The sequence below is a fragment of the Rhizobium sp. BT04 genome (assembly GCF_030053135.1).
Lineage (GTDB): Bacteria > Pseudomonadota > Alphaproteobacteria > Rhizobiales > Rhizobiaceae > Rhizobium > Rhizobium binxianense.
Map to the genome: position 1 here is coordinate 3,982,820 of NZ_CP125652.1, position 18,026 is coordinate 4,000,845.

Here is an 18,026-nt window from a genome sequence, read left to right on the forward strand (position 1 = left end):
TCAGTCGCGGGGTGCGGCTGCCCGCTGCAGGCGATCGTTGATCGCTTCGCCAAGCCCATCCTCGGGAATGGGAGAAAAGGCGATGCTTAAAGCCCCGCTGGCATCGGCCCGCTTCATATAGTCGAAAAGATTGGCGGCGGCCTCGGCAAGGTCGCCGCGCGGGCTGAGATCGAGGACGATCCGCGCAGCCTCCGCGCCGGAGACCGCAGCACCGCCGAAGCCGATCAGCGCTTCGCCGGGTTCCACGGCGCGCGCATTGAGACGCACGGAGGCGCCCGGCGCATAATGCGAGGCAAGCATACCCGGCGCCTCGATGGCCGCCGATGCCGTCTTCGCTCTGAGCAGCGGCCTGCCTGCGACGCGCTCGATATCGCGCGCTGCCAGACCGCCGGGCCGAAGCAGCCTCAGCCGGTCGCCCTCCACCTTGACGATCGTCGATTCGACGCCGACGGCACTTGGGCCTGCATCGAGGATCAACGGAATTTTCGCCCCGAGATCGGCCTCGACATGGGCGGCACTCGTGGCGCTGATTGCGCCCGACCTATTGGCGCTGGGAGCTGCGAGCGGCCGCCCGAAGGCGCCGATCAAGGCGCCGGCAAACCCTTCCGGCACACGCACGCCGACGCTGTCGAGCCCGGCGGTCGCCAGCGAATGGATCGGGCTTTGAGGCTTCAGCGGCAACACCAGTGTCAGCGGCCCTGGCCAGAAGGCTGCGGCGAGCGCCCGCGACACGGGATCGAATTCGGCGTGTTCCTCGGCCATGGCGAGGTCGGCCATATGGCAGATCAGCGGGTTAAAGCGTGGCCGTCCCTTGGTCTCGTAGATGCGGGTGATGGCGGCCGGATTGGTGGCGTCGGCGGCAAGGCCGTAGACGGTCTCGGTCGGAATGGCGATGGCAAAGCCATCGGCAAGTACGGCTGAGGCCACGTCCAGCGCCGCCTGCCTGTCTGCCTTGATGTCGATCGTGCGTGCCATGTGCTGCCTGATTTTCCGTTCCGGCAGTCCTTAGGCTTTCCGCCGCCCGCGATCAATCGCGTTGTTGAATCCGGTTCGACAACGGGCGCTTTAGAGCTGCCGGATGATTTCGCGCAGCTGTTCGTTGCGGGCGCCGAGCAACAGGATGTTGCGGATCGCTGCCTGCGGATCATGGGTGCGGAAGAGCAGGCCGTTGCCGCGCACCGACCGGTCGATGGTCATCTTTTCCGCGGAGTTCTCGCCCGGCTTGATGGCGACGGCGAAATACATGCGGGAATAGCCGACATCGATACGTTCGAAGAAATTGTCGTTCTCGCCGATGTCGGAATAGAAATTGGCGATGTAGAAGGCCCAGCTCACCTCTTCGTAATGGGCGAATTTCGTCCGCGCGGCGGTGACGTGGCAATAGCCGAGATGCGGGCTGTCCTCCAGCGTCCGGTGGAAGATCATCTTCGGAAACTGGATCGAGTGGTGAAAGCCGTTAATGTGCTGATGCGTCTTTTCGCCGGCGGCCTGCAGCTTGCGGCCGGTCTTTGCGGCCACCTCATCATGGGTGAAATAGCGCTTTTCCTCGGCCAGCCAGTGCCGCCGCTCGCGGGGTATGCGGCCGGTGCGCAAGAATTCGGAATGCGCGGCAACCAGCTGCCGCTCCTGCGATTTGCTCGCTTCCTTCGCATCGAAATAACGGAGTTTGGCCATAGGTCGCGTTCTTCGGTCGGTCTTCAATCAGCAGCAGGATAGGACCGTATGCTTAAGGCGATGTTAAAATCTCCGGGTGCCGGGCCGGCTGAAAGGCAAATGCGCGCAGATGTCGCAAACGCGACGGAGGCAGCCGACCTCTTTGCGCAACAGTCTTTACGCCATGTCGCAATTGACGATAATTGCCCGGAGAGTCGGGCGATAGGATCGACCGGGATCGGCCGCTTCAAGCCTTGCCGCATCCTGTCGCCAATTTCGAAGCCGATGTCGCATTACAACCAAGCGGCAGCGATGCCAGGTGATTAAATGGCGCCACGAACAATTCTCCCGAAGGAGAAGGAAGCGGGCGCGCTTCCGCCGGCCCTCCAATCGAGGGTGGCAACCGGGTGCACGAGGACATGAAGATGGATATTCGCAGCAACGTTTTGCGTCAGCTCAAGAGCCGCCGGGAGGGCTTCAGCCTCGAACAGCCGTTCTATATCGACGAGGATTATTTCCAGCTCGACATGGAGATGATCTATTACCGCGACTGGCTGTTCATCGGCCATGATTGCGAACTGCCAAAGCCGGGCGCCTATTTCACCGTCCAGATCGGCAGCTATCCCGTCGTCATCGTCCGCGGCAAGGACAACGTCATCCGCGCCTTCCACAACAGCTGCCGCCATCGCGGCTCGCGCGTCTGCACCAAGGAGCACGGTTCCTCCGTGCGTCTCGTCTGTCCCTATCATCAGTGGACCTACGATCTTGAAGGCAAGCTCGCCTTCGCCCGCCACATGGGCGATGATTTCGATAAGACCGGCTTCAATCTGAAGCCCGTCCATTGCGAGGTCGTCGCAGGCTATGTCTTCATCTGCCTTGCCAACAGCGCCCCGGATTTCCAGGTGGTGCGCGACAAGATCGAACCCTATGTCGCGCCGCACCGGATCAGTGAGAGCAAGGTCGCCTTCCAGAGCACGATCATCGAGAAGGGCAACTGGAAACTCGTCTGGGAAAACAACCGCGAGTGCTATCATTGCGCCGCCAATCACCCCGAACTCTGCCGCACTTATCCCGAAGCGCCGAGCGTCACCGGCACGGATGGCGGCGCCGACGATCCGGAGATCGCCGGCCATTGGGCGCGCTGTGAGGCGGCCGGCCTGCCGAGCAAGTTCCAGATTTCGCCGGACGGCCAGTTCCGCACCGCCCGCATGCCGCTGATCGAAGATGCCGAGAGCTACACCATGTCGGGCAAGCGCGCCGTCAAGCGCCCGCTCGCCGACGATATCGCGATCAGCCATATCGGCACCATGCTGCTCTTCCACTATCCGACGACCTGGAACCACCTGCTCGGCGACCACGCCATCTCCTTCCGCGTGCTGCCGCTCAGCGCCAACGAGACGGCGGTAACGACCAAGTGGCTGGTCCACAAGGACGCCGTCGAAGGTGTCGATTACAATCTCGAGGAACTGACCCACGTCTGGACCGAGACCAATGATCAGGATCGCCGCATCGTCGAGGAAAACGCCTTCGGCATCCACTCGCCCGCCTATGAGCCCGGCCCATATTCTTCCCTGCATGAGGGCGGCGTCATGCAGTTCCTCGAATGGTATTCGAACTTCATGGTGAACCGCCTGCAGGGCGACCAGGCGAAAATCTCGGCCGTTGCCTGATCGCATTGCCGGCGCCGGTTAATGTGCGGTTCAGTTCAGCCTCGCTAAAACAGAAAGCGGCCGGACCTCGGCCGCTCCGGAACCATTCGGGCCCGAAAGCGTTGCTGGGCTGGCGGTGATCGCTGTTGAATGGGAGAGAGAAATGATCGGGCTGAGAAATAAAATCGCGACCGCGGTTCTGGCCGCTGCCGTCGTTCTGACGGGCTTCGTGCCGTCGCAGGCAATCCAGATGCCCACCGCCCCGCAGGTGGAAAAATCCTCTGCCGTCGAGAATGTCCAGTACCGCCGCTATTATCGCCCCGGTTACCGGCCGGGCTATCGCCCCGGCGCCTACTACCGGCCCGGCTACTACGGCGGCTATCGGGGATATAGCTATTACCGCCCGGGATACCGCAGTTACAACGGCTACTGGTATCCGCTCGCCGCTTTCGGCGCCGGCGCAGTCGTCGTCGCCCCGCGCTACGCTGCGCCCCGCATGGGTTCAAGCCACGTCGCCTGGTGCGCCAACCGCTACCGGTCCTATCGCGCCTACGACAACACGTTCCAGCCCTATAACGGCCCGCGCCAGCAGTGCTATTCGCCGTATTGATAAAGGCATGGGAAGCGTGACGCGCTTCCGATCGCTCAGTGTCAATGCGGTGTGATACGGTAGGTGCAACGCACGCGCCATCCGCTGCGTCGGCGGCGAGTTTGGCTGGAACGTTTCCCCACCCTCCGTCATCCTCGGCCTTGACCCGAGGATGACGGAGGGTGGGGTGAGCTCTGTGGCAAGTACCGCGACGTTTGATGGAATAAGAGCGAACTCACACCCTCGACAGTCACGCCGAACCTTTCCCCCTCAAAGAATATCCACCCGCCTGAGCAGCCACCATGCAAACGCAATCGACGCGACGATGAGGGCGACGGCGTATTCGGTGCCGTAGTCGCCGACGGCGAAGGGCAGGTTGGCGGTGTTCATGCCGAAGAAACCGGTCACCAGCGTCGGCGGCAGCAGGAAGGCCGTCATGATCGACAGCAGATAGAGGTGGCGGTTGGTTTCGGAGGATTGTTTCGAATCGATTTCTTCGTGCAGCAGGCGCGCCCGGTCCTGCAGCGCATAGATATCGTGGTCGACCGTTTCCAGCCGGCTCGTCAGCCGCCGCGCCACATCGTCGAAGCCGAAGGGCATCTCGTCGTCGTCGGTTGCCGCCGCCCGGCGCATCAGCGCCAGCACCGTGCGCAGGTGCCGATGCAGCCTGACCACGGTGCGCCGGACCGGCGCCAGACGCCGGCGCTCGTCGCGCTGCGCACTGTCGTAGACGATATCCTCGATCTGGTTCAGCTCTTCGGTGAGTTCGATGACGATCGCGATCAGCGTGCGCTGGAACTCGATCACCAGCAGTTCGAAGAGGTCGACCGGCCGTGAAAATTTGCCCGGGTTCTTCTCGATCAGCGCCCGCGCCCGTTCGACGCTGCGCAGCGGCTGCAGCCTCGTGGTGATGATGAAGCGGCCGGACATGGCGAAATGCAGCCAGCCGAGATTGTTGGTATCCTGGGCGAAATCGCGCTGGCAATCGACGAGCGTGCCATAGAGCATCTGCTCGTCGACGGTGATGGCCGCATGCGTATCGCGCGTCGTCAGCGCCGATTTGGCGTCCTCTGTCAGCCCGTCCAGGGTCTCGAGCAAGGCCGGCACGCGGGCGTCGACAAGATTGAGGTGCAGCCAGTAGAAACAGTTGTCGGCGGTCAGTTCCGCCACCGTCGCACTATTGTTCAGCCGCACCGCGGTCTTCTCTTCGGGGGAGAAGCGATAGGCCCAGACAAAACCGGGTATGTTGACGGGCAATGTATCCATTGGTCGCCGATCCTTTGCGAAGGCGATATCATTCCCTACTGCATAATTCCTTAAATCGGAATCGATTTACGGATAAAATTATGCAGCATTCAAAGTGCTACAGCGTCGTTTGCGCGTCTGAAAAGACGCGCGGCGCTGTAGTGTCTCCATGACGGCTATTTGTGCAAGGGTGCAAGAGCAAAGCGTCACGTCAGCCAAACTATCGCATGGCGCTCGCGGAAATCGAAATTGACGTTTACGTAAAAATCAATTAGCCGTGGCCTCGGAGAGGTTTTGCCGCGTGCGAGGCCGGTCTGCGGAGGAAAAGAGCATGTACAAGGCGCCCGTCGAGGAAATCGCGTTCACGTTGAAGCATGTAGCTGGCATGGGCGAGGCGATGTCCGAAGGGCTGCTCGGCGATCTCGGCGACGATCTGGTCGGCGCCATCCTCGCCGAGGCGGGACGTTTTGCCACAGACGAAGTGGCGCCGCTCGCCGATATCGGCGACCGCCAGGGCGCCCGTCTGGAGGGTGGCGAGGTCAGGCTGCCGGATGGCTGGCGCGATCTCTATCGCAACTGGATCGCCGGCGGCTGGAACGGCCTGACGGCGCCGGAGGCTTTCGGCGGCCAGGCGCTGCCGCATATGCTGAATGTCGCAGCACTCGAAATGTGGAATTCGGGTTCCATGGCTTTCGCGCTCGCCCCGACCCTGACGATGGGCGCCATCGAGGCGGTCAGCGCCCATGGCAGTGCCGCGCTGAAAGACAAATATCTGGAGAAGATGGTGTCAGGTGAATGGACCGGCACCATGAACCTGACCGAGCCGCATGCCGGCTCCGATCTCGGCGTGCTCAAGGCCCGCGCAGAGCGCCGCGATGATGGCAGCTACCGCCTCTTCGGCCAGAAGATCTTCATCACCTGGGGCGAGCATGACGCGGCCGACAACATCATCCATCTGGTGCTGGCCCGCCTGCCGGATGCGCCGGCCGGCACCCGCGGCATCTCGCTCTTCCTGGTGCCGAAATTGCTGGTGAACGACGACGGCTCGCTTGGGGCTCGCAACGATCTGTTCTGCCACTCGCTGGAGCACAAGCTCGGCATTCACGGTTCGCCGACCTGCACGATGATCTATGGCGACGGAAAATTCGGCGGTGAAAAGGGCGCTGTGGGATGGCTGGTCGGCGAGGAGAACAAGGGGCTCGCCTGCATGTTCACGATGATGAACAATGCCCGCCTTGCCGTCGGCATGCAGGGCGTGGCGATCGCGGAGGCCGCCACCCAGAAGGCGCTCGCCTATGCCAGGGAACGCACCCAGGGCAGGGCGCCCGGCTGGAGCGGCGCCGGCATGAGCCCGATCGTCGACCATCCCGATGTCGCCCGCATGCTCCTCACCATGAAGGCGCTGACCCAAGGCGCACGCGCCATCTCCTATGCCTGCGCCCACGCGATCGACATGTCGCACCGGGCAGGTGACAACAATCGCCACTGGCAGGAGCGCGCCGCTTTGCTGACGCCGATCGCCAAATCCTTTTCGACCGATGCCGGCGTCGACGTCGCCTCGCTCGGCATTCAGGTGCATGGTGGCATGGGCTTCATCGAGGAGACGGGTGCCGCGCGTTATCTCCGCGATGCCCGCATCGCCCCGATCTATGAGGGCACCAACGGTATCCAGGCGATCGATCTTGTCACCCGCAAGCTGCCGCTCTCCGGCGGTGAGCAGGTGAAGGGTTTTGTCGCCGAGCTGAAGCAGATCGCCAACAATGTCCGCGGCTCCAATCTCGATGGTTTCGGCGAGACTGCCGCGAGGCTCGACACTGCGATCGGCGACCTCGAGCAGGCGACCGACTGGCTGCTGAAGACGCTTGCCGAGGAAAAGGCGGCCGAGGCGCTCTCGGGAGCGACACCCTATCAGCGCTTGTTCGGCCTCGTGCTGACCGGCTGTTACCTCGCCAAGGGCGCTCTCGCCGAGGCAGCCGATGGCGCAGGTGAAGGCCGCATCGCGCTCTGCCGCTTCGCCGCCGAAAACCTGCTCGCTGAAACCGCGGCCCTTCGCGACCGGGTCGTCAATGGCGCGGCAAGCCTTGCCGCCGCCCGCATCCTGCTTGCCTGAGGGGACCCCCCGAGGAGATCCAATGACCGATCACATCATCGTCGAACAGCCTTCCGCCTATCCCGGCGTCCAGCTCATCCGCTTCAACCGGCCGGAAAAGAAGAACGCCATCACCCGCCCCATGTACCGCACCATGGCCGATGCGCTGAATGCGGCCAATGCCGATCCGGGCATCCGCGCCACCGCCTTGCTCGGCACCGAAGGCTGCTTCTCGGCCGGCAATGATCTCAACGATTTTCTCGCTGCCGCGATGGGCGGCCGTGGCCTGGAGCAGGAGATCCTCGATTTCCTTTATGCGCTGGTCAATGCCGAAAAGCCGGTCGTCTCCGGCGTCGACGGTCTGGCGGTCGGCATCGGCACGACGATCCATCTGCATTGCGACCTGACCATCGCCTCCGGCCGCAGCCAGTTCCGCACACCCTTCGTCGATCTGGCGCTGGTGCCGGAGGCAGGTTCCAGCCTCGTCGCGCCGCGGCTGATGGGCCATCAGCGCGCCTTCGCCATGCTGGCCGCCGGCGAAGCATTTTCGGCCGAGGAGGCGCGGCAAGCCGGCCTGGTCTGGAAGGTCGTCGAGCCTGATGAGGTCGATGCCCTGACGCTTGGCCTCGCCGCAAAGCTCGCCGCCAAGCCGCCGGAGGCGCTGCGCATCGCCCGCGACCTCATTCGCCCCGACCGCGGCGAGATCCTCGCCCGCATCGACGAGGAGGCCCGCTATTTCTCGGCGCGGCTGAAAAGCGCCGAGGCCCGCGCCGCCTTCGAAGCCTTCATGCGCCGCTGAGCGCCGCCTGGCACCATCCGGGGGCAAGCGGATACCGATTAGACCGCCGGCACGTTGAATACCTCGCCGGCCCTGAGAGGCCGGAACCGTTCCGGGGGAATATCATGCTCGCTCATTGCGTCTTGCAACGCTTTTGCCGGCGCGTCGACCGCCTCATTTGTCAGTTGGAACGTGGCGAAGTGATGCCCGGCCACATAGGCCGCATTTGCCAGTTTCATCCCGATCACCGCCTCCTGCGGGTTCTGGTGCTGGCCTTTCATAAACCATCGCGGCTCATATGCGCCGATGGGTAAAATGGCCAAGCGAAAGCCGCCATGCTTCCGCTGTGCCGCTTTGTAATTGATGCCGTGGTGAAAGCCCGTATCCCCGATGTGATAAATTTTTCCGGCTGGAGTCGACAAAACGAACGACGCCCAGAGCGCCATCCGGCGATCGGCGGTTCCGCGGGCGGACCAATGGTGTGCCGGCTCCGCATCAATGCTGATTCCGGCGTGCGAAATGCGCTCGCCCCAGTCCATCGATTTCGTCTGCATATCGGGCACGGCACGGCGTATGATCGTGTCATTACCGAGCGGCGTCACGACACGCGGCCGATGCTTCGCACACAACCGCCTGAGCGTTGCGATATCGAGATGATCATAATGATTATGCGATACCAGCACGAGATCAATCGGCGGCAAATCATCGAACGCGATGCCCGGTTGGACGACACGCTTGGGTCCGGCAAAGGCGAAGGGGCTCGCGCGCTCCGACCACACCGGGTCGGTGAGGATATTGAGCCCGGCGACCTGCAGGAGCATTGTTGCATGACCAACCATGGTCACCCTTAGATCCTCGCCGTCTACGCGTGGATCCGGCTTGGCCGCCGCGTATGGACTTGGGACAGACTGCGACCAACGCTCCCGGCCACCGCCGAATTGCCACCGCAGCAGATCGCGGAAACCAAGGGGCTCAATACCTTCGGGATTGAAGAAATGCGTGCCGTCGAAGTGGTCGGACACTGGGCCATTATAGTAGGGATTGCGTCTTTTGGTCTTACGCATTCGGAATCGGTTTCCTCCGCCTGGAAGAGGATGATTTTAGGCCGGTCCGCCTAAATCTGAATCCTGTCCTAAATTCCAGGGCAACGCTTCTGTTTCGTTTCAATTTTTATTGGATGTGGATCATCGTCCGTCGATATGTTACTATCTTTTCGATATCGTGTCGCTATCGAAAAGATACCGAATGAAAAATAGTCCAATTCCCCAGTGCCCGGTCGCCCGGGGCCTTAAATCTGTGGGCGATGCGTGGAGCATTTTGGTTTTGCGGGATGCACATACCGGCCTCACCCGCTTCGACCAATTCAGGAAGAGCCTCGGCATCGTACCGACCATGCTCACGAAGCGGCTCAAGGCCCTGACGGATGATGGCTTGCTGGAAAAGCGCCTCTATTCCGAACGGCCTCCGCGCGAAGAATACGTCCTCACCGCAGCCGGCCGGGATTTCCTGCCGGTGCTCATCATGATCGGGGCATGGGCGCACCGTCATTGCGATGGCGATCTTGCCCGCTATGTCGATGTCGAGTCGGGCTTGGAGATCGAGCCGATCGCAATAGATGCCGTTTCGGGTGCAAAGCTCGGAACCCGGGCGATGCGACTGAGCTCGGAGCAGATAACGGAAACTCGATAAGGAAGCTCCGACACAGAGAGCAAACAGAGAGCCGACAGGCCCGCCTATTTCTCCAGCGTCGCCACCACCTCGACATGCGAGGTCCAGAGGAACTGGTCGATCGGGGTCACGCCGGTGATCCGATAGCCGCCCTCGACGAGGATCGCCAGATCCCGTGCCAGCGTCAGCGGATTGCAGCTGACGGCCGCGATCTTCTTCACGCTTGAGCGGGCAAGCTCCTTGCACTGGAACTCGGCGCCGGCGCGCGGCGGATCGAAGACGACGGCGTCAAAGGGCTTGAACTCCTGCGTCATCAGGGGACGGCGGAAGAGATCACGCCTTTCGACGCTGACCGGCTTCAACCCCTGTGTGTTGCGGGCGGCATGGTCGAGGGCAGCAAGCGCCTTTGCCTCGGCTTCGACGGCATGCACGCGGCCGATCCGCGCCAGCTGCAGCGAAAATGTGCCGGCGCCGGCAAACAGATCGGCGATCCGCTTGGCCTTGCCGGCATGGGCGAGCACCAGCTCGGCCATCGCCTCTTCCGCCGGCTTGGTCGCCTGGGTGAAGCCGCCCGGCGGCGGCGAGACCTGGACGCCGCCGAAATCGACCAGCGGCTTCGACGGCTCGATGAGAATTTCGCCGTTCAGCGAAACGCGGGCGATGCCGCGGAGGCTGAGCACGGTCTCGACCGCCTTGCGCCGCTGCGGGTCGGACAGTTTCTTCACCTCGTCGACCGCAATATCGAGGCCGGAAAGCGTTTCGAGCACGGAGACCCGGAAGGGCTCGGCATTGGTCGCCAGCGATGCGGCAATCGCCCTGATCGCCGGCAGCCGGGCGATGATCCCTGCCGAAGAGATCGGACATTCCTCGATGGCGACGATATGATGGCTTTCGGCCTGGTTGAAGCCGACAAGCATGTCCCTTTCGGTCTTGCGCGCCGCAAACACCACGCGCCGGCGTTCGCCCGGCCGGGCCGGAACGATCTCGCCGACGTCAGGCGTCAGCCCCTTGGATCTCAGCGCATCGATGACCAGCTGGCGCTTGAAGGCGCGGTAGGGGCCATCTGCCATATGCTGCAGCGTGCAGCCGCCGCAGGTGCCGTTGACGCCATCCGGGCCGAAATGCCGGCAAGGCGGCTCCTGCCGGTCGGGCGAGGCCGTCGTGATCGACATGATCGTTCCCTGGCTCTTGACGCGGGCGATCGCCACCGTTTCCCCGGGCAGGGAAAAGGGCACATAGACAGGTCCGCCGGCGCTGCCGGCGATGCCGTCGCCCTGGGCGCCGAGCTTTTCGATCGTGACGGTTTCGGTGCTCACGGTTTCAATCCTGCCAGAAGGAATTCCTGATTGCCGTCGCCGCCGGAAATCGGGGAGGGGATGAGGCCGAGGCTGTTCCAGCCCATGTCCTCGGTGAACCAGCGCTGCAGTTCCGCAGCGACGGCGGGCGCAGAGGAGGGATCCTTGAGCAGCCCGCCCTTGCCGATCGCCTCGCGCCCGGCCTCGAACTGCGGCTTGACCAGCAGTACGGCGATAGCACCCGGTTCGGCGATATCGAGCGTCGGCGCCAGCGCCAGTTTCAGCGAGATGAAGGAGACGTCGGAAACGATGAAGGTGGCGGAATCGCCGATATCCTCTGCCACCAGGTTGCGGGCGTTGAGGCCTTCCTTGTTGGTCACGCGTGCATCGCCTGATATGCGCGGATGCATCTGCCCATGGCCGACATCGATCGCGGTGACATGCGCAGCGCCGCGCTGCAGCAGCACCTCGGTGAAGCCGCCGGTGGAAGCACCGATATCGAGACAGCGATGGCCGGCGGGATCGAGGCGGAAATGGTCGAGGGCGGCGGCAAGCTTCAACGCGGCGCGCGAGACGTAGTCCTGCGCCGGATCGTCGATCTCGATTGCCGCGTCTGCGCCAAACAGCGCGCCGGCCTTCGTCACCACCTGGCCGCCGATCCTGACGGTGCCGCGCTGCACGGCGTCGCGAGCCCGTGAACGGCTGGCAAAGAGGCCGAGTGAGACGAGAAGTTGGTCGAGGCGTTGGCTGTTTTGATCTGACATCGGCTGTGAATGACCGGCAAAGCCGCCGGTTGCAAGCATTTTGTTCCCGAGACCGTCATTGACCCTCGAAAGCTTTCGGCGATAATCCTGCCGCGGCGATCGCGGGGCAGCCGCAGGGGGTGTCTTATGCTGAAGCTCTTCACTCTTCTTGTCGCGGCGGGGATTGCATCGCCGGCGCTCGCGAACGACACGATGGCCGAGGTCAAGACCGGCGGGCTGATCTTCGCCCAATCCGACGATGTCAGCATGGCGGAAGAGGATCTCTTCATCTCCGCGTCGCAAGTGCGTGTCGACTATGTCTTCGAGAACAGCTCCGACAAGGACGTCGAGAGCCTGGTCGCCTTCCCGATGCCCGATATCACGGGTCAGGTCGACAACAATTCCGCCATATCAGATTACGACAGCGACAATTTCCTGCATTTTTCCACCGTGCAGGACGGCAAGCCGATCACCGCCAAGCTGCAGCAGCGGGTCGTCTCGCTCGGCATCGACGTGACCGACGAGTTCGCCAAATACGCCATTCCCGTGCTGCCCTACAGCCAGAAGACGGCCGCAGCACTGGCCAAGCTGCCCGAAGCCGTGCGGAAGGACTGGATCGCCCGCGGCATCGTCTATCCCATGGACGAGGGCGATGCCAAGGTCTCCCTCGTGCCGCTCTGGACGCTGCGCTCGACCTATTGGTGGCGCACCACCTTTCCGGCGAAGAAGAAGGTGAGTGTCCAGCATCGTTATCAGCCGGCCGTCGGCGGCACTGTGGCGATCAGCTTTCTCGAAGGTGGCGAGCCGAAGGGCGAGCGCTTCGAGGAATATTCCCGCAAATACTGCCTGGATGCGGACTTCGTCAGGACCGTCCGGCAGCGGGCTGGGGAAGCTGAGGCCGGCGGCGCCAACTATACCGAAAGCTGGATCTCCTATGTGCTGTCGACCGGCGCCAACTGGGCGGGGCCGATCCGGCGCTTCCAGCTGACGATCGATAAGGGCAAGCCCGGCAGTCTCATCAGCTTCTGCGGTAGCAACGTCGAGAAGATCGGCCCGACGACCTTCCGGATGACGGCAGAGGATTTCGATCCTGAGAAGGATTTCGACATCCTGATCCTCAATCCGCCGGAGGCGGCGCAATAATCATCAGCCCTGGCCGCTGCTGCGATGCACCAATTTAAACAAATTTAAAGTTCGCTTGTATAAGGTTCGGCTTGATTGCAGCGGTTCGTCCGAACCGCTCGGCGCCATGAAGGCGCAAGCGTTTCCACGCCGATCATGTTCTCAGGTTCAAACGTCCCTGCGGTTGCGCCCTTCGCGCGACCCGCCTCTCGCCGCGTCGACTGTCGCCAGGAGAAATCACCGATGTCCGCCAAAAACATATCCCTGAACGGTAAACTTGCGGCCACGTTCGCAGCCCTCATTCTCATTTTTGTCGCCGTATCCGCTTTCGTCTATTCCAAGGCGACGGCCTCGGCGGCCGCTTCCGCCGAGCAGGAAAAGTCCGAACTGCTCGTCAATCAGATCGACGATGCGCTGCAGGCGATGCTCGAACAGGCCGTCAATCTGCGCGGCTTCATTCTCTTCCGCAGCGACAGCACCTATGGCGATGTCTTCGCCAATCGCGAGCGCATGCTGAAGGCGATTGCCGCCGCCAAACAGACGGCGGCCGGCGAGCCGCAGCTGGTCGAGATGATCGACGGCATGCAGAAGGCCGCCGACCTCTATTTCCATGAACTTGCCGAGCCGCAGACCAAGGCGCGCAAGGAAACCGACATGCCGATCGAAGAGGTCGTCAAGATCGGCGTCAACGCCACCAAGGGTCAGCTCGACGGCTTCCGCCAGGCCTCCGCCAAGATCAAGGCAACCGCCCGCGCCAAGTCGGATGCGCTCGCCGCGGTCCGGGCCGATGCCAACAGCGATCTGAAGACGACGCTGCTGGCCGGCGGCATTGCCGCCTCGCTGGCCGCCGCCGTGCTCGCCTGGCTGATGTCGCGCACCATCGTCCGCCCGGTCGTCGGCATGACCGCGGCCATGGATCGCCTTGCCGGCGGTCAGAACGACATCGAAGTCCCGGCCGTCGAGCGTGGCGACGAAATCGGCCGCATGGCCCAGTCGGTGCTGGTCTTCAAGCAGGCGGCGATCGAGAAGCTGCGTCTTGCCGGCGAGACCGAGCGCATGCGCGACGACGCCGAGCGCCAGCGCCGGGCAGGCGACGAGCAGAAAGCGCGCGAGGAAGGCGAACTCCGCCATGCCATCGACGCTCTGGCGGGCGGCCTTGCCGAGCTTGCCAATGGCGATATGGCCGGTCGTATCCAGACGCCGTTCGCGCCGCAATATGACAGCCTGCGCAATGACTTCAACCACGCCGTCGAAAAGCTGCAGGCGGCCCTGCAATCGGTCGGCCGCAACGCCTCGGCGATCAATGCCGGTGCCGGCGAAATCCGTTCGGCCGCCGACGATCTCGCCCACCGCACCGAGCAGCAGGCTGCCGCCGTCGAAGAGACCGCCGCAGCGCTCGAACAGGTGACGACGACGGTGCGCGACAGCGCCAAGCGTGCCGAGGATGCCGGCAATCTCGTCGAGCGCACCCGCCTCGGCGCCGAGAAGTCAGGCGAAGTCGTCCGCAAGGCCGTCTCCGCCATGCAGCAGATCGAGAAGTCCTCGGGCGAAATCTCCAACATCATCGGCGTCATCGACGATATCGCCTTCCAGACAAACCTGCTGGCTCTGAACGCCGGCGTCGAAGCGGCGCGCGCCGGCGAAGCCGGCAAGGGCTTTGCGGTCGTCGCCCAGGAGGTGCGCGAACTTGCCCAGCGCTCGGCCAAGGCGGCCAAGGAAATCAAGGCGCTGATCACCACCTCGGGCGAACAGGTCAATGCCGGCGTCTCCCTCGTCGGCGAGACCGGCAAGGCGCTGGAAGCGATCGTCGCCGAGGTGCAGGAGATCAACCACCACGTCAGCGCCATCGTCACCGCCACCCGCGAACAGTCGATCGGCCTGCAGGAGATCAACACCGCCGTTAACAACATGGACCAGGGCACGCAGCAGAATGCCGCCATGGTCGAGGAACAGACCGCCGCAAGCCATGCGCTCGCCCAGGAAGCCAGCGCCCTCGACGAGCTGCTGCGCCAGTTCAAGCTCGGCCAAGCGGCCCCGGCCCCGCGCGCGACTGTTGCTGCCGCAAACGCTCGCCCGGTCGCCTCGCCGGCCCATGCGCTCACCCGCACGGTTGCCCAGGCTTTTGGCGGCAGGCAGGCGAGCGCTGCGGCTGTGGTTCAGGACGAGTGGACGGAGTTCTGAGAAACACCCTTCATAGGAAGGGATCTCATATGAAGAGGGCGGTGCAGTGGATGAGCCGCCTTTTTTATTGGGGAAGACGCGGTTTCGCGGAATTATGGAGCAAATGCCACCAACCGATCGATGCGGCGTTGGCAGCTTTGCGCCGGAAGCGGCCATGACAGTGACATGGAGTATGGATACTCTGCCGCGCATTTGACGGGAGTTTACGATGCTAATCAACTTGAATGGGTGGCCGGGAGTCGGAAAACTAACGACCGGACGCGAGTTGAGAACCGCTATCGACGGAAAGCTCTTGGACAACCATACCATCTTGAATGTCGGACGCGCTGTGGCCGAGAGTGGAACACTAGAGTACTACGAATTAGTACGTTCTGTCAGATCAGCCGCATTTGCGGCAATTATGAAGCTGCCCCCAGCTCTGCCCATCATTTTCACGAATGTTGTTGCTCGTGGTGGAACGAGTGGATTTCTTGAAGAAAACTGGCAAGCGATCATCGATTTGGCAAAAGCACGGGGATGCCCTCTCTTCTCCGTTACGCTCACTTGCTCTCCTGTTGCGAATGCACATCGCATTGTGAGCGAAGAACGTGGAACCCTTGGAAAAATTCAGAAGCCGAAGCTTTGGGAAGCACTTGTAGCAGAGCGTGTATTGTTCGACGACGGCGCGACCTATCGGATAACAATCGACAATACACACTTGTCTCCTGTCGAAACGGCGCGACGTATTCACGACTGGATCAACTCCATCGAATGATCTTTCAAGTCCAGTTTGGGCGGAAAACGGTCGTTGGTAGAATTCGCTACATATTTCCGCGGTTTCGCGGCCCCATCCGCCTGCCTGCACCTTCTCCCCGAGGGGAGAAGAGATATGCCGCAACGTCTCGATTCCCTCTTCTCCTCTTGGGGAGAGGGTGCCCGTAGAGCGGATGAGGGGGCCACACGGCACGCCCTCTGATGACCCTACCCAGCAACCCCAACCGCAACCCCACGGCCCAGCGCTTTGAACACCGTCGAGACGATGCCGGCGCGGTCCAGCCCCGCATGGGCGTTCATCGCTTCGGGCTTGGCCTGTTCCATCCAGATGTCGGGCATGACGAGCGAGCGGATTTTCAGGCCGTTGTCGAGCAGGCCTTCGCTCGAAAGATATTGCATCACATGGCTGCCGAAACCGCCGATCGAGCCTTCCTCGACGGTGATCACCATCTCGTGGTGGCGGGCGAGCTGGCGGATCAGATCGTGGTCGAGCGGCTTGGCGAAGCGCGCATCGGCCACCGTCGTCGAAAGCCCGGCCGCATCGAGATCCTCGGCGGCGAGCAGACAATCGGCAAGCCGTGTGCCGAAGGAAAGCAGCGCCACCTTGGTGCCTTCCTTGACGATGCGGCCCTTGCCGATCTGCAGGATTTCGCCGCGTACCGGCATGTCGACGCCGACGCCTTCGCCACGCGGATAGCGGAACGAGATCGGCCCGGCGTCATAGGCCACAGCCGTGCGCACCATATGCTTGAGTTCGGCCTCGTCGGCCGCCGCCATCACCACGAAGCCGGGCAGGGTGGTGAGGAAGGCAGTGTCGAAGGAGCCGGCATGGGTCGGCCCGTCGGCGCCGACGAAGCCGGCACGGTCGATCGGGAAACGCACCGGCAGCCCCTGGATCGCCACGTCGTGCACGACCTGGTCATAGGCGCGCTGCAGGAAGGTGGAATAGAGGGCGGCGAACGGCTTGTAGCCTTCCGCCGCAAGGCCGGCGGCGAAAGTGACGGCATGCTGTTCGGCAATGCCGACATCGAAGCAGCGCGACGGAAAGGCCTCGGCGAGCTTGTCGAGGCCGGTACCATTCGGCATGGCGGCGGTGATGCCGACGATCTTGTCGTCGAGGGCGGCTTCCTGCACCAGCGCTTCGGCAAAAACGCTGGTGTAGCTCGGCGCATTCGGCTTGACCCTTGCCTGGGCGCCGGTGATGACGTCGAACTTGTTGACGCCGTGATATTTGTCGGCCGCGGCTTCCGCCGGCGGATAGCCCTTGCCCTTCTGGGTGACGACGTGGATCAGCACCGGCCCGCGCCCATTGTCTCGCACGTTGCGCAGCACCGGCAGCAGGTGGTCGAAGGAATGCCCGTCGATCGGGCCGATATGATAAAAGCCCATCTCCTCGAACATCGTGCCGCCGGTAACGTAACCGCGCGCATGCTCGACGGCGCGGGTGATCGCCCGGTCGATGTTCTTGCCGAGATAGGCCGTCAGCTTCTTGCCGAGATCGCGGAAGCCCATATAGGTGCGGCCGGAGGCGAGGCGGGCGAGATAGGCGCTCATGGCGCCGGTTGGCGGCGCGATCGACATGTCGTTGTCGTTGAGGATGACGATGAGGCGGGCATCGAGCGCGCCGGCATTGTTCAGCGCCTCATAAGCCATGCCGGCCGACATCGCCCCGTCGCCGATGACGGCGATGACGCGGCGGTCTGTCTTGTCGAGATCGGCGGCGATCGCCATGCCGAGGCCGGCCGAGATCGAGGTCGAGGAATGCGCCGCCCCGAAGGGATCATATTCGCTTTCGGCCCGGCGGGTGAAGCCGGACAGCCCGTTTTCCTGGCGCAGCGTGCGAATGCGGTCGCGTCGGCCGGTGAGGATCTTGTGTGGATAACATTGATGGCCGACGTCGAAGATCAGCCGATCCTCAGGCGTGTCGAAGACGCTGTGGATGGCGATCGTCAATTCGACGACGCCGAGACCGGCGCCGAGATGACCGCCGGTGCGCGACACCGCATCGATCATTTCGTCCCGAACTTCGCGGGCAAGCTGCGGCAGGTCGCGATCCTCGAGCTTGCGCAGGTCGGCGGGGTAAATGACCTGGTCGAGCAGGGGGGTCTTCGGCAGTTGTGTCACGGGCGGGCGCTCTTTCTTGCTTTTCCTTGTTCCGCTTTATTCGATTAGATTGCGGCAAAACAAGTGCATTTCAGGAACCGAAGGTTTTCACCTTAGAGCATGATGCCGAAAAGTGTGAGCGGTTTCGGATGATATCC

Annotated in this window: 15 protein-coding genes; 8 read left to right on the forward strand and 7 right to left on the reverse strand. The window is 62.8% G+C overall.

Features of this window, described 5'->3' with window-relative positions; translation table 11 throughout:
• Window positions 1-975 carry an L-threonylcarbamoyladenylate synthase gene (locus QMO82_RS27660; RefSeq protein WP_183605897.1) on the reverse strand — a complete coding sequence of 325 codons (975 nt, stop codon included), beginning with the start codon at window positions 973-975 and terminating at the stop codon, window positions 1-3.
• A 90-nt stretch (window positions 976-1,065) separates the two neighbouring features.
• A complete protein-coding gene (locus QMO82_RS27665; RefSeq protein WP_183605898.1) occupies window positions 1,066-1,674 on the reverse strand; it encodes a DUF6656 family protein in 609 nt (202 codons plus the stop codon).
• Between the two features lie 404 nt (window positions 1,675-2,078).
• On the opposite strand from QMO82_RS27665, the gene QMO82_RS27670 reads away from it, so the two are divergent.
• Together QMO82_RS27670 and QMO82_RS27675 are read left to right on the forward strand one after the other, a co-directional pair.
• A complete protein-coding gene (locus QMO82_RS27670) occupies window positions 2,079-3,323 on the forward strand; it encodes an aromatic ring-hydroxylating dioxygenase subunit alpha (RefSeq protein ID WP_183605899.1) in 1,245 nt (414 codons plus the stop codon).
• A gap of 142 nt (window positions 3,324-3,465) precedes the next feature.
• On the forward strand, window positions 3,466-3,912 hold the full coding sequence (locus tag QMO82_RS27675; RefSeq protein ID WP_183605900.1) for a BA14K family protein: 447 nt from the start codon (window positions 3,466-3,468) through the stop codon (window positions 3,910-3,912).
• A gap of 249 nt (window positions 3,913-4,161) precedes the next feature.
• Here QMO82_RS27675 and QMO82_RS27680 read toward each other — a convergent pair whose 3' ends face one another.
• A complete protein-coding gene (locus QMO82_RS27680) occupies window positions 4,162-5,157 on the reverse strand; it encodes a transporter (RefSeq protein ID WP_183605901.1) in 996 nt (331 codons plus the stop codon).
• Between the two features lie 310 nt (window positions 5,158-5,467).
• Between QMO82_RS27680 and QMO82_RS27685 the strand changes: the two genes are divergently transcribed.
• Together QMO82_RS27685 and QMO82_RS27690 are read left to right on the forward strand one after the other, a co-directional pair.
• Window positions 5,468-7,246 (forward strand): acyl-CoA dehydrogenase, encoded by a 1,779-nt coding sequence (locus QMO82_RS27685; protein ID WP_183605902.1) that lies wholly within the window; start codon window positions 5,468-5,470, stop codon window positions 7,244-7,246.
• A 22-nt stretch (window positions 7,247-7,268) separates the two neighbouring features.
• Window positions 7,269-8,024 carry a crotonase/enoyl-CoA hydratase family protein gene (locus QMO82_RS27690; RefSeq protein WP_183605903.1) on the forward strand — a complete coding sequence of 252 codons (756 nt, stop codon included), beginning with the start codon at window positions 7,269-7,271 and terminating at the stop codon, window positions 8,022-8,024.
• A gap of 38 nt (window positions 8,025-8,062) precedes the next feature.
• Here QMO82_RS27690 and QMO82_RS27695 read toward each other — a convergent pair whose 3' ends face one another.
• Entirely contained in the window at window positions 8,063-9,067 is a 1,005-nt protein-coding gene (locus QMO82_RS27695) for an MBL fold metallo-hydrolase (protein WP_183605904.1), read from the reverse strand.
• A gap of 181 nt (window positions 9,068-9,248) precedes the next feature.
• On the opposite strand from QMO82_RS27695, the gene QMO82_RS27700 reads away from it, so the two are divergent.
• Window positions 9,249-9,692: a helix-turn-helix domain-containing protein gene (locus QMO82_RS27700; protein ID WP_183606644.1), complete on the forward strand. Its 444-nt coding sequence runs from the start codon at window positions 9,249-9,251 to the stop codon at window positions 9,690-9,692.
• 44 nt (window positions 9,693-9,736) lie between these two features.
• On the opposite strand, the gene QMO82_RS27705 is transcribed toward QMO82_RS27700, so the two are convergent.
• Window positions 9,737-10,987 (reverse strand): class I SAM-dependent RNA methyltransferase, encoded by a 1,251-nt coding sequence (locus tag QMO82_RS27705; protein WP_183605905.1) that lies wholly within the window; start codon window positions 10,985-10,987, stop codon window positions 9,737-9,739.
• Window positions 10,984-11,730: a TlyA family RNA methyltransferase gene (locus QMO82_RS27710; protein ID WP_183606645.1), complete on the reverse strand. Its 747-nt coding sequence runs from the start codon at window positions 11,728-11,730 to the stop codon at window positions 10,984-10,986. The genes QMO82_RS27705 and QMO82_RS27710 overlap by 4 nt, the downstream gene beginning before the upstream one ends.
• 126 nt (window positions 11,731-11,856) lie before the next feature.
• Between QMO82_RS27710 and QMO82_RS27715 the strand changes: the two genes are divergently transcribed.
• The 3 genes from QMO82_RS27715 (at window position 11,857) to QMO82_RS27725 (ending at window position 15,766) form a co-directional block, all read left to right on the forward strand.
• Window positions 11,857-12,852: a DUF4424 domain-containing protein gene (locus QMO82_RS27715; protein WP_183605906.1), complete on the forward strand. Its 996-nt coding sequence runs from the start codon at window positions 11,857-11,859 to the stop codon at window positions 12,850-12,852.
• Window positions 12,853-13,074: 222 nt separating this feature from the next.
• Window positions 13,075-15,012: a methyl-accepting chemotaxis protein gene (locus QMO82_RS27720; protein WP_183605907.1), complete on the forward strand. Its 1,938-nt coding sequence runs from the start codon at window positions 13,075-13,077 to the stop codon at window positions 15,010-15,012.
• 292 nt (window positions 15,013-15,304) lie between these two features.
• Window positions 15,305-15,766: a hypothetical protein gene (locus QMO82_RS27725; RefSeq protein WP_183605908.1), complete on the forward strand. Its 462-nt coding sequence runs from the start codon at window positions 15,305-15,307 to the stop codon at window positions 15,764-15,766.
• Between the two features lie 206 nt (window positions 15,767-15,972).
• On the opposite strand, the gene dxs is transcribed toward QMO82_RS27725, so the two are convergent.
• Entirely contained in the window at window positions 15,973-17,889 is a 1,917-nt protein-coding gene (dxs, locus tag QMO82_RS27730; RefSeq protein WP_183605909.1) for a 1-deoxy-D-xylulose-5-phosphate synthase, read from the reverse strand.
• Between the last annotated feature and the right edge of the window lie 137 nt (window positions 17,890-18,026).

Coding starts and splice junctions, on each gene's coding strand:
- QMO82_RS27720 (WP_183605907.1), top strand. CDS start 13,075: ATGTCCGCCAAAAACATATCCCTGAACGGTAAACTTGCGGCCACGTTC.
- QMO82_RS27695 (WP_183605904.1), bottom strand. CDS start 9,067: ATGCGTAAGACCAAAAGACGCAATCCCTACTATAATGGCCCAGTGTCC.
- QMO82_RS27675 (WP_183605900.1), top strand. CDS start 3,466: ATGATCGGGCTGAGAAATAAAATCGCGACCGCGGTTCTGGCCGCTGCC.
- QMO82_RS27670 (WP_183605899.1), top strand. CDS start 2,079: ATGGATATTCGCAGCAACGTTTTGCGTCAGCTCAAGAGCCGCCGGGAG.
- QMO82_RS27715 (WP_183605906.1), top strand. CDS start 11,857: ATGCTGAAGCTCTTCACTCTTCTTGTCGCGGCGGGGATTGCATCGCCG.
- QMO82_RS27700 (WP_183606644.1), top strand. CDS start 9,249: ATGAAAAATAGTCCAATTCCCCAGTGCCCGGTCGCCCGGGGCCTTAAA.
- QMO82_RS27690 (WP_183605903.1), top strand. CDS start 7,269: ATGACCGATCACATCATCGTCGAACAGCCTTCCGCCTATCCCGGCGTC.
- QMO82_RS27680 (WP_183605901.1), bottom strand. CDS start 5,157: ATGGATACATTGCCCGTCAACATACCCGGTTTTGTCTGGGCCTATCGC.
- QMO82_RS27710 (WP_183606645.1), bottom strand. CDS start 11,730: ATGTCAGATCAAAACAGCCAACGCCTCGACCAACTTCTCGTCTCACTC.
- QMO82_RS27685 (WP_183605902.1), top strand. CDS start 5,468: ATGTACAAGGCGCCCGTCGAGGAAATCGCGTTCACGTTGAAGCATGTA.
- QMO82_RS27665 (WP_183605898.1), bottom strand. CDS start 1,674: ATGGCCAAACTCCGTTATTTCGATGCGAAGGAAGCGAGCAAATCGCAG.
- QMO82_RS27660 (WP_183605897.1), bottom strand. CDS start 975: ATGGCACGCACGATCGACATCAAGGCAGACAGGCAGGCGGCGCTGGAC.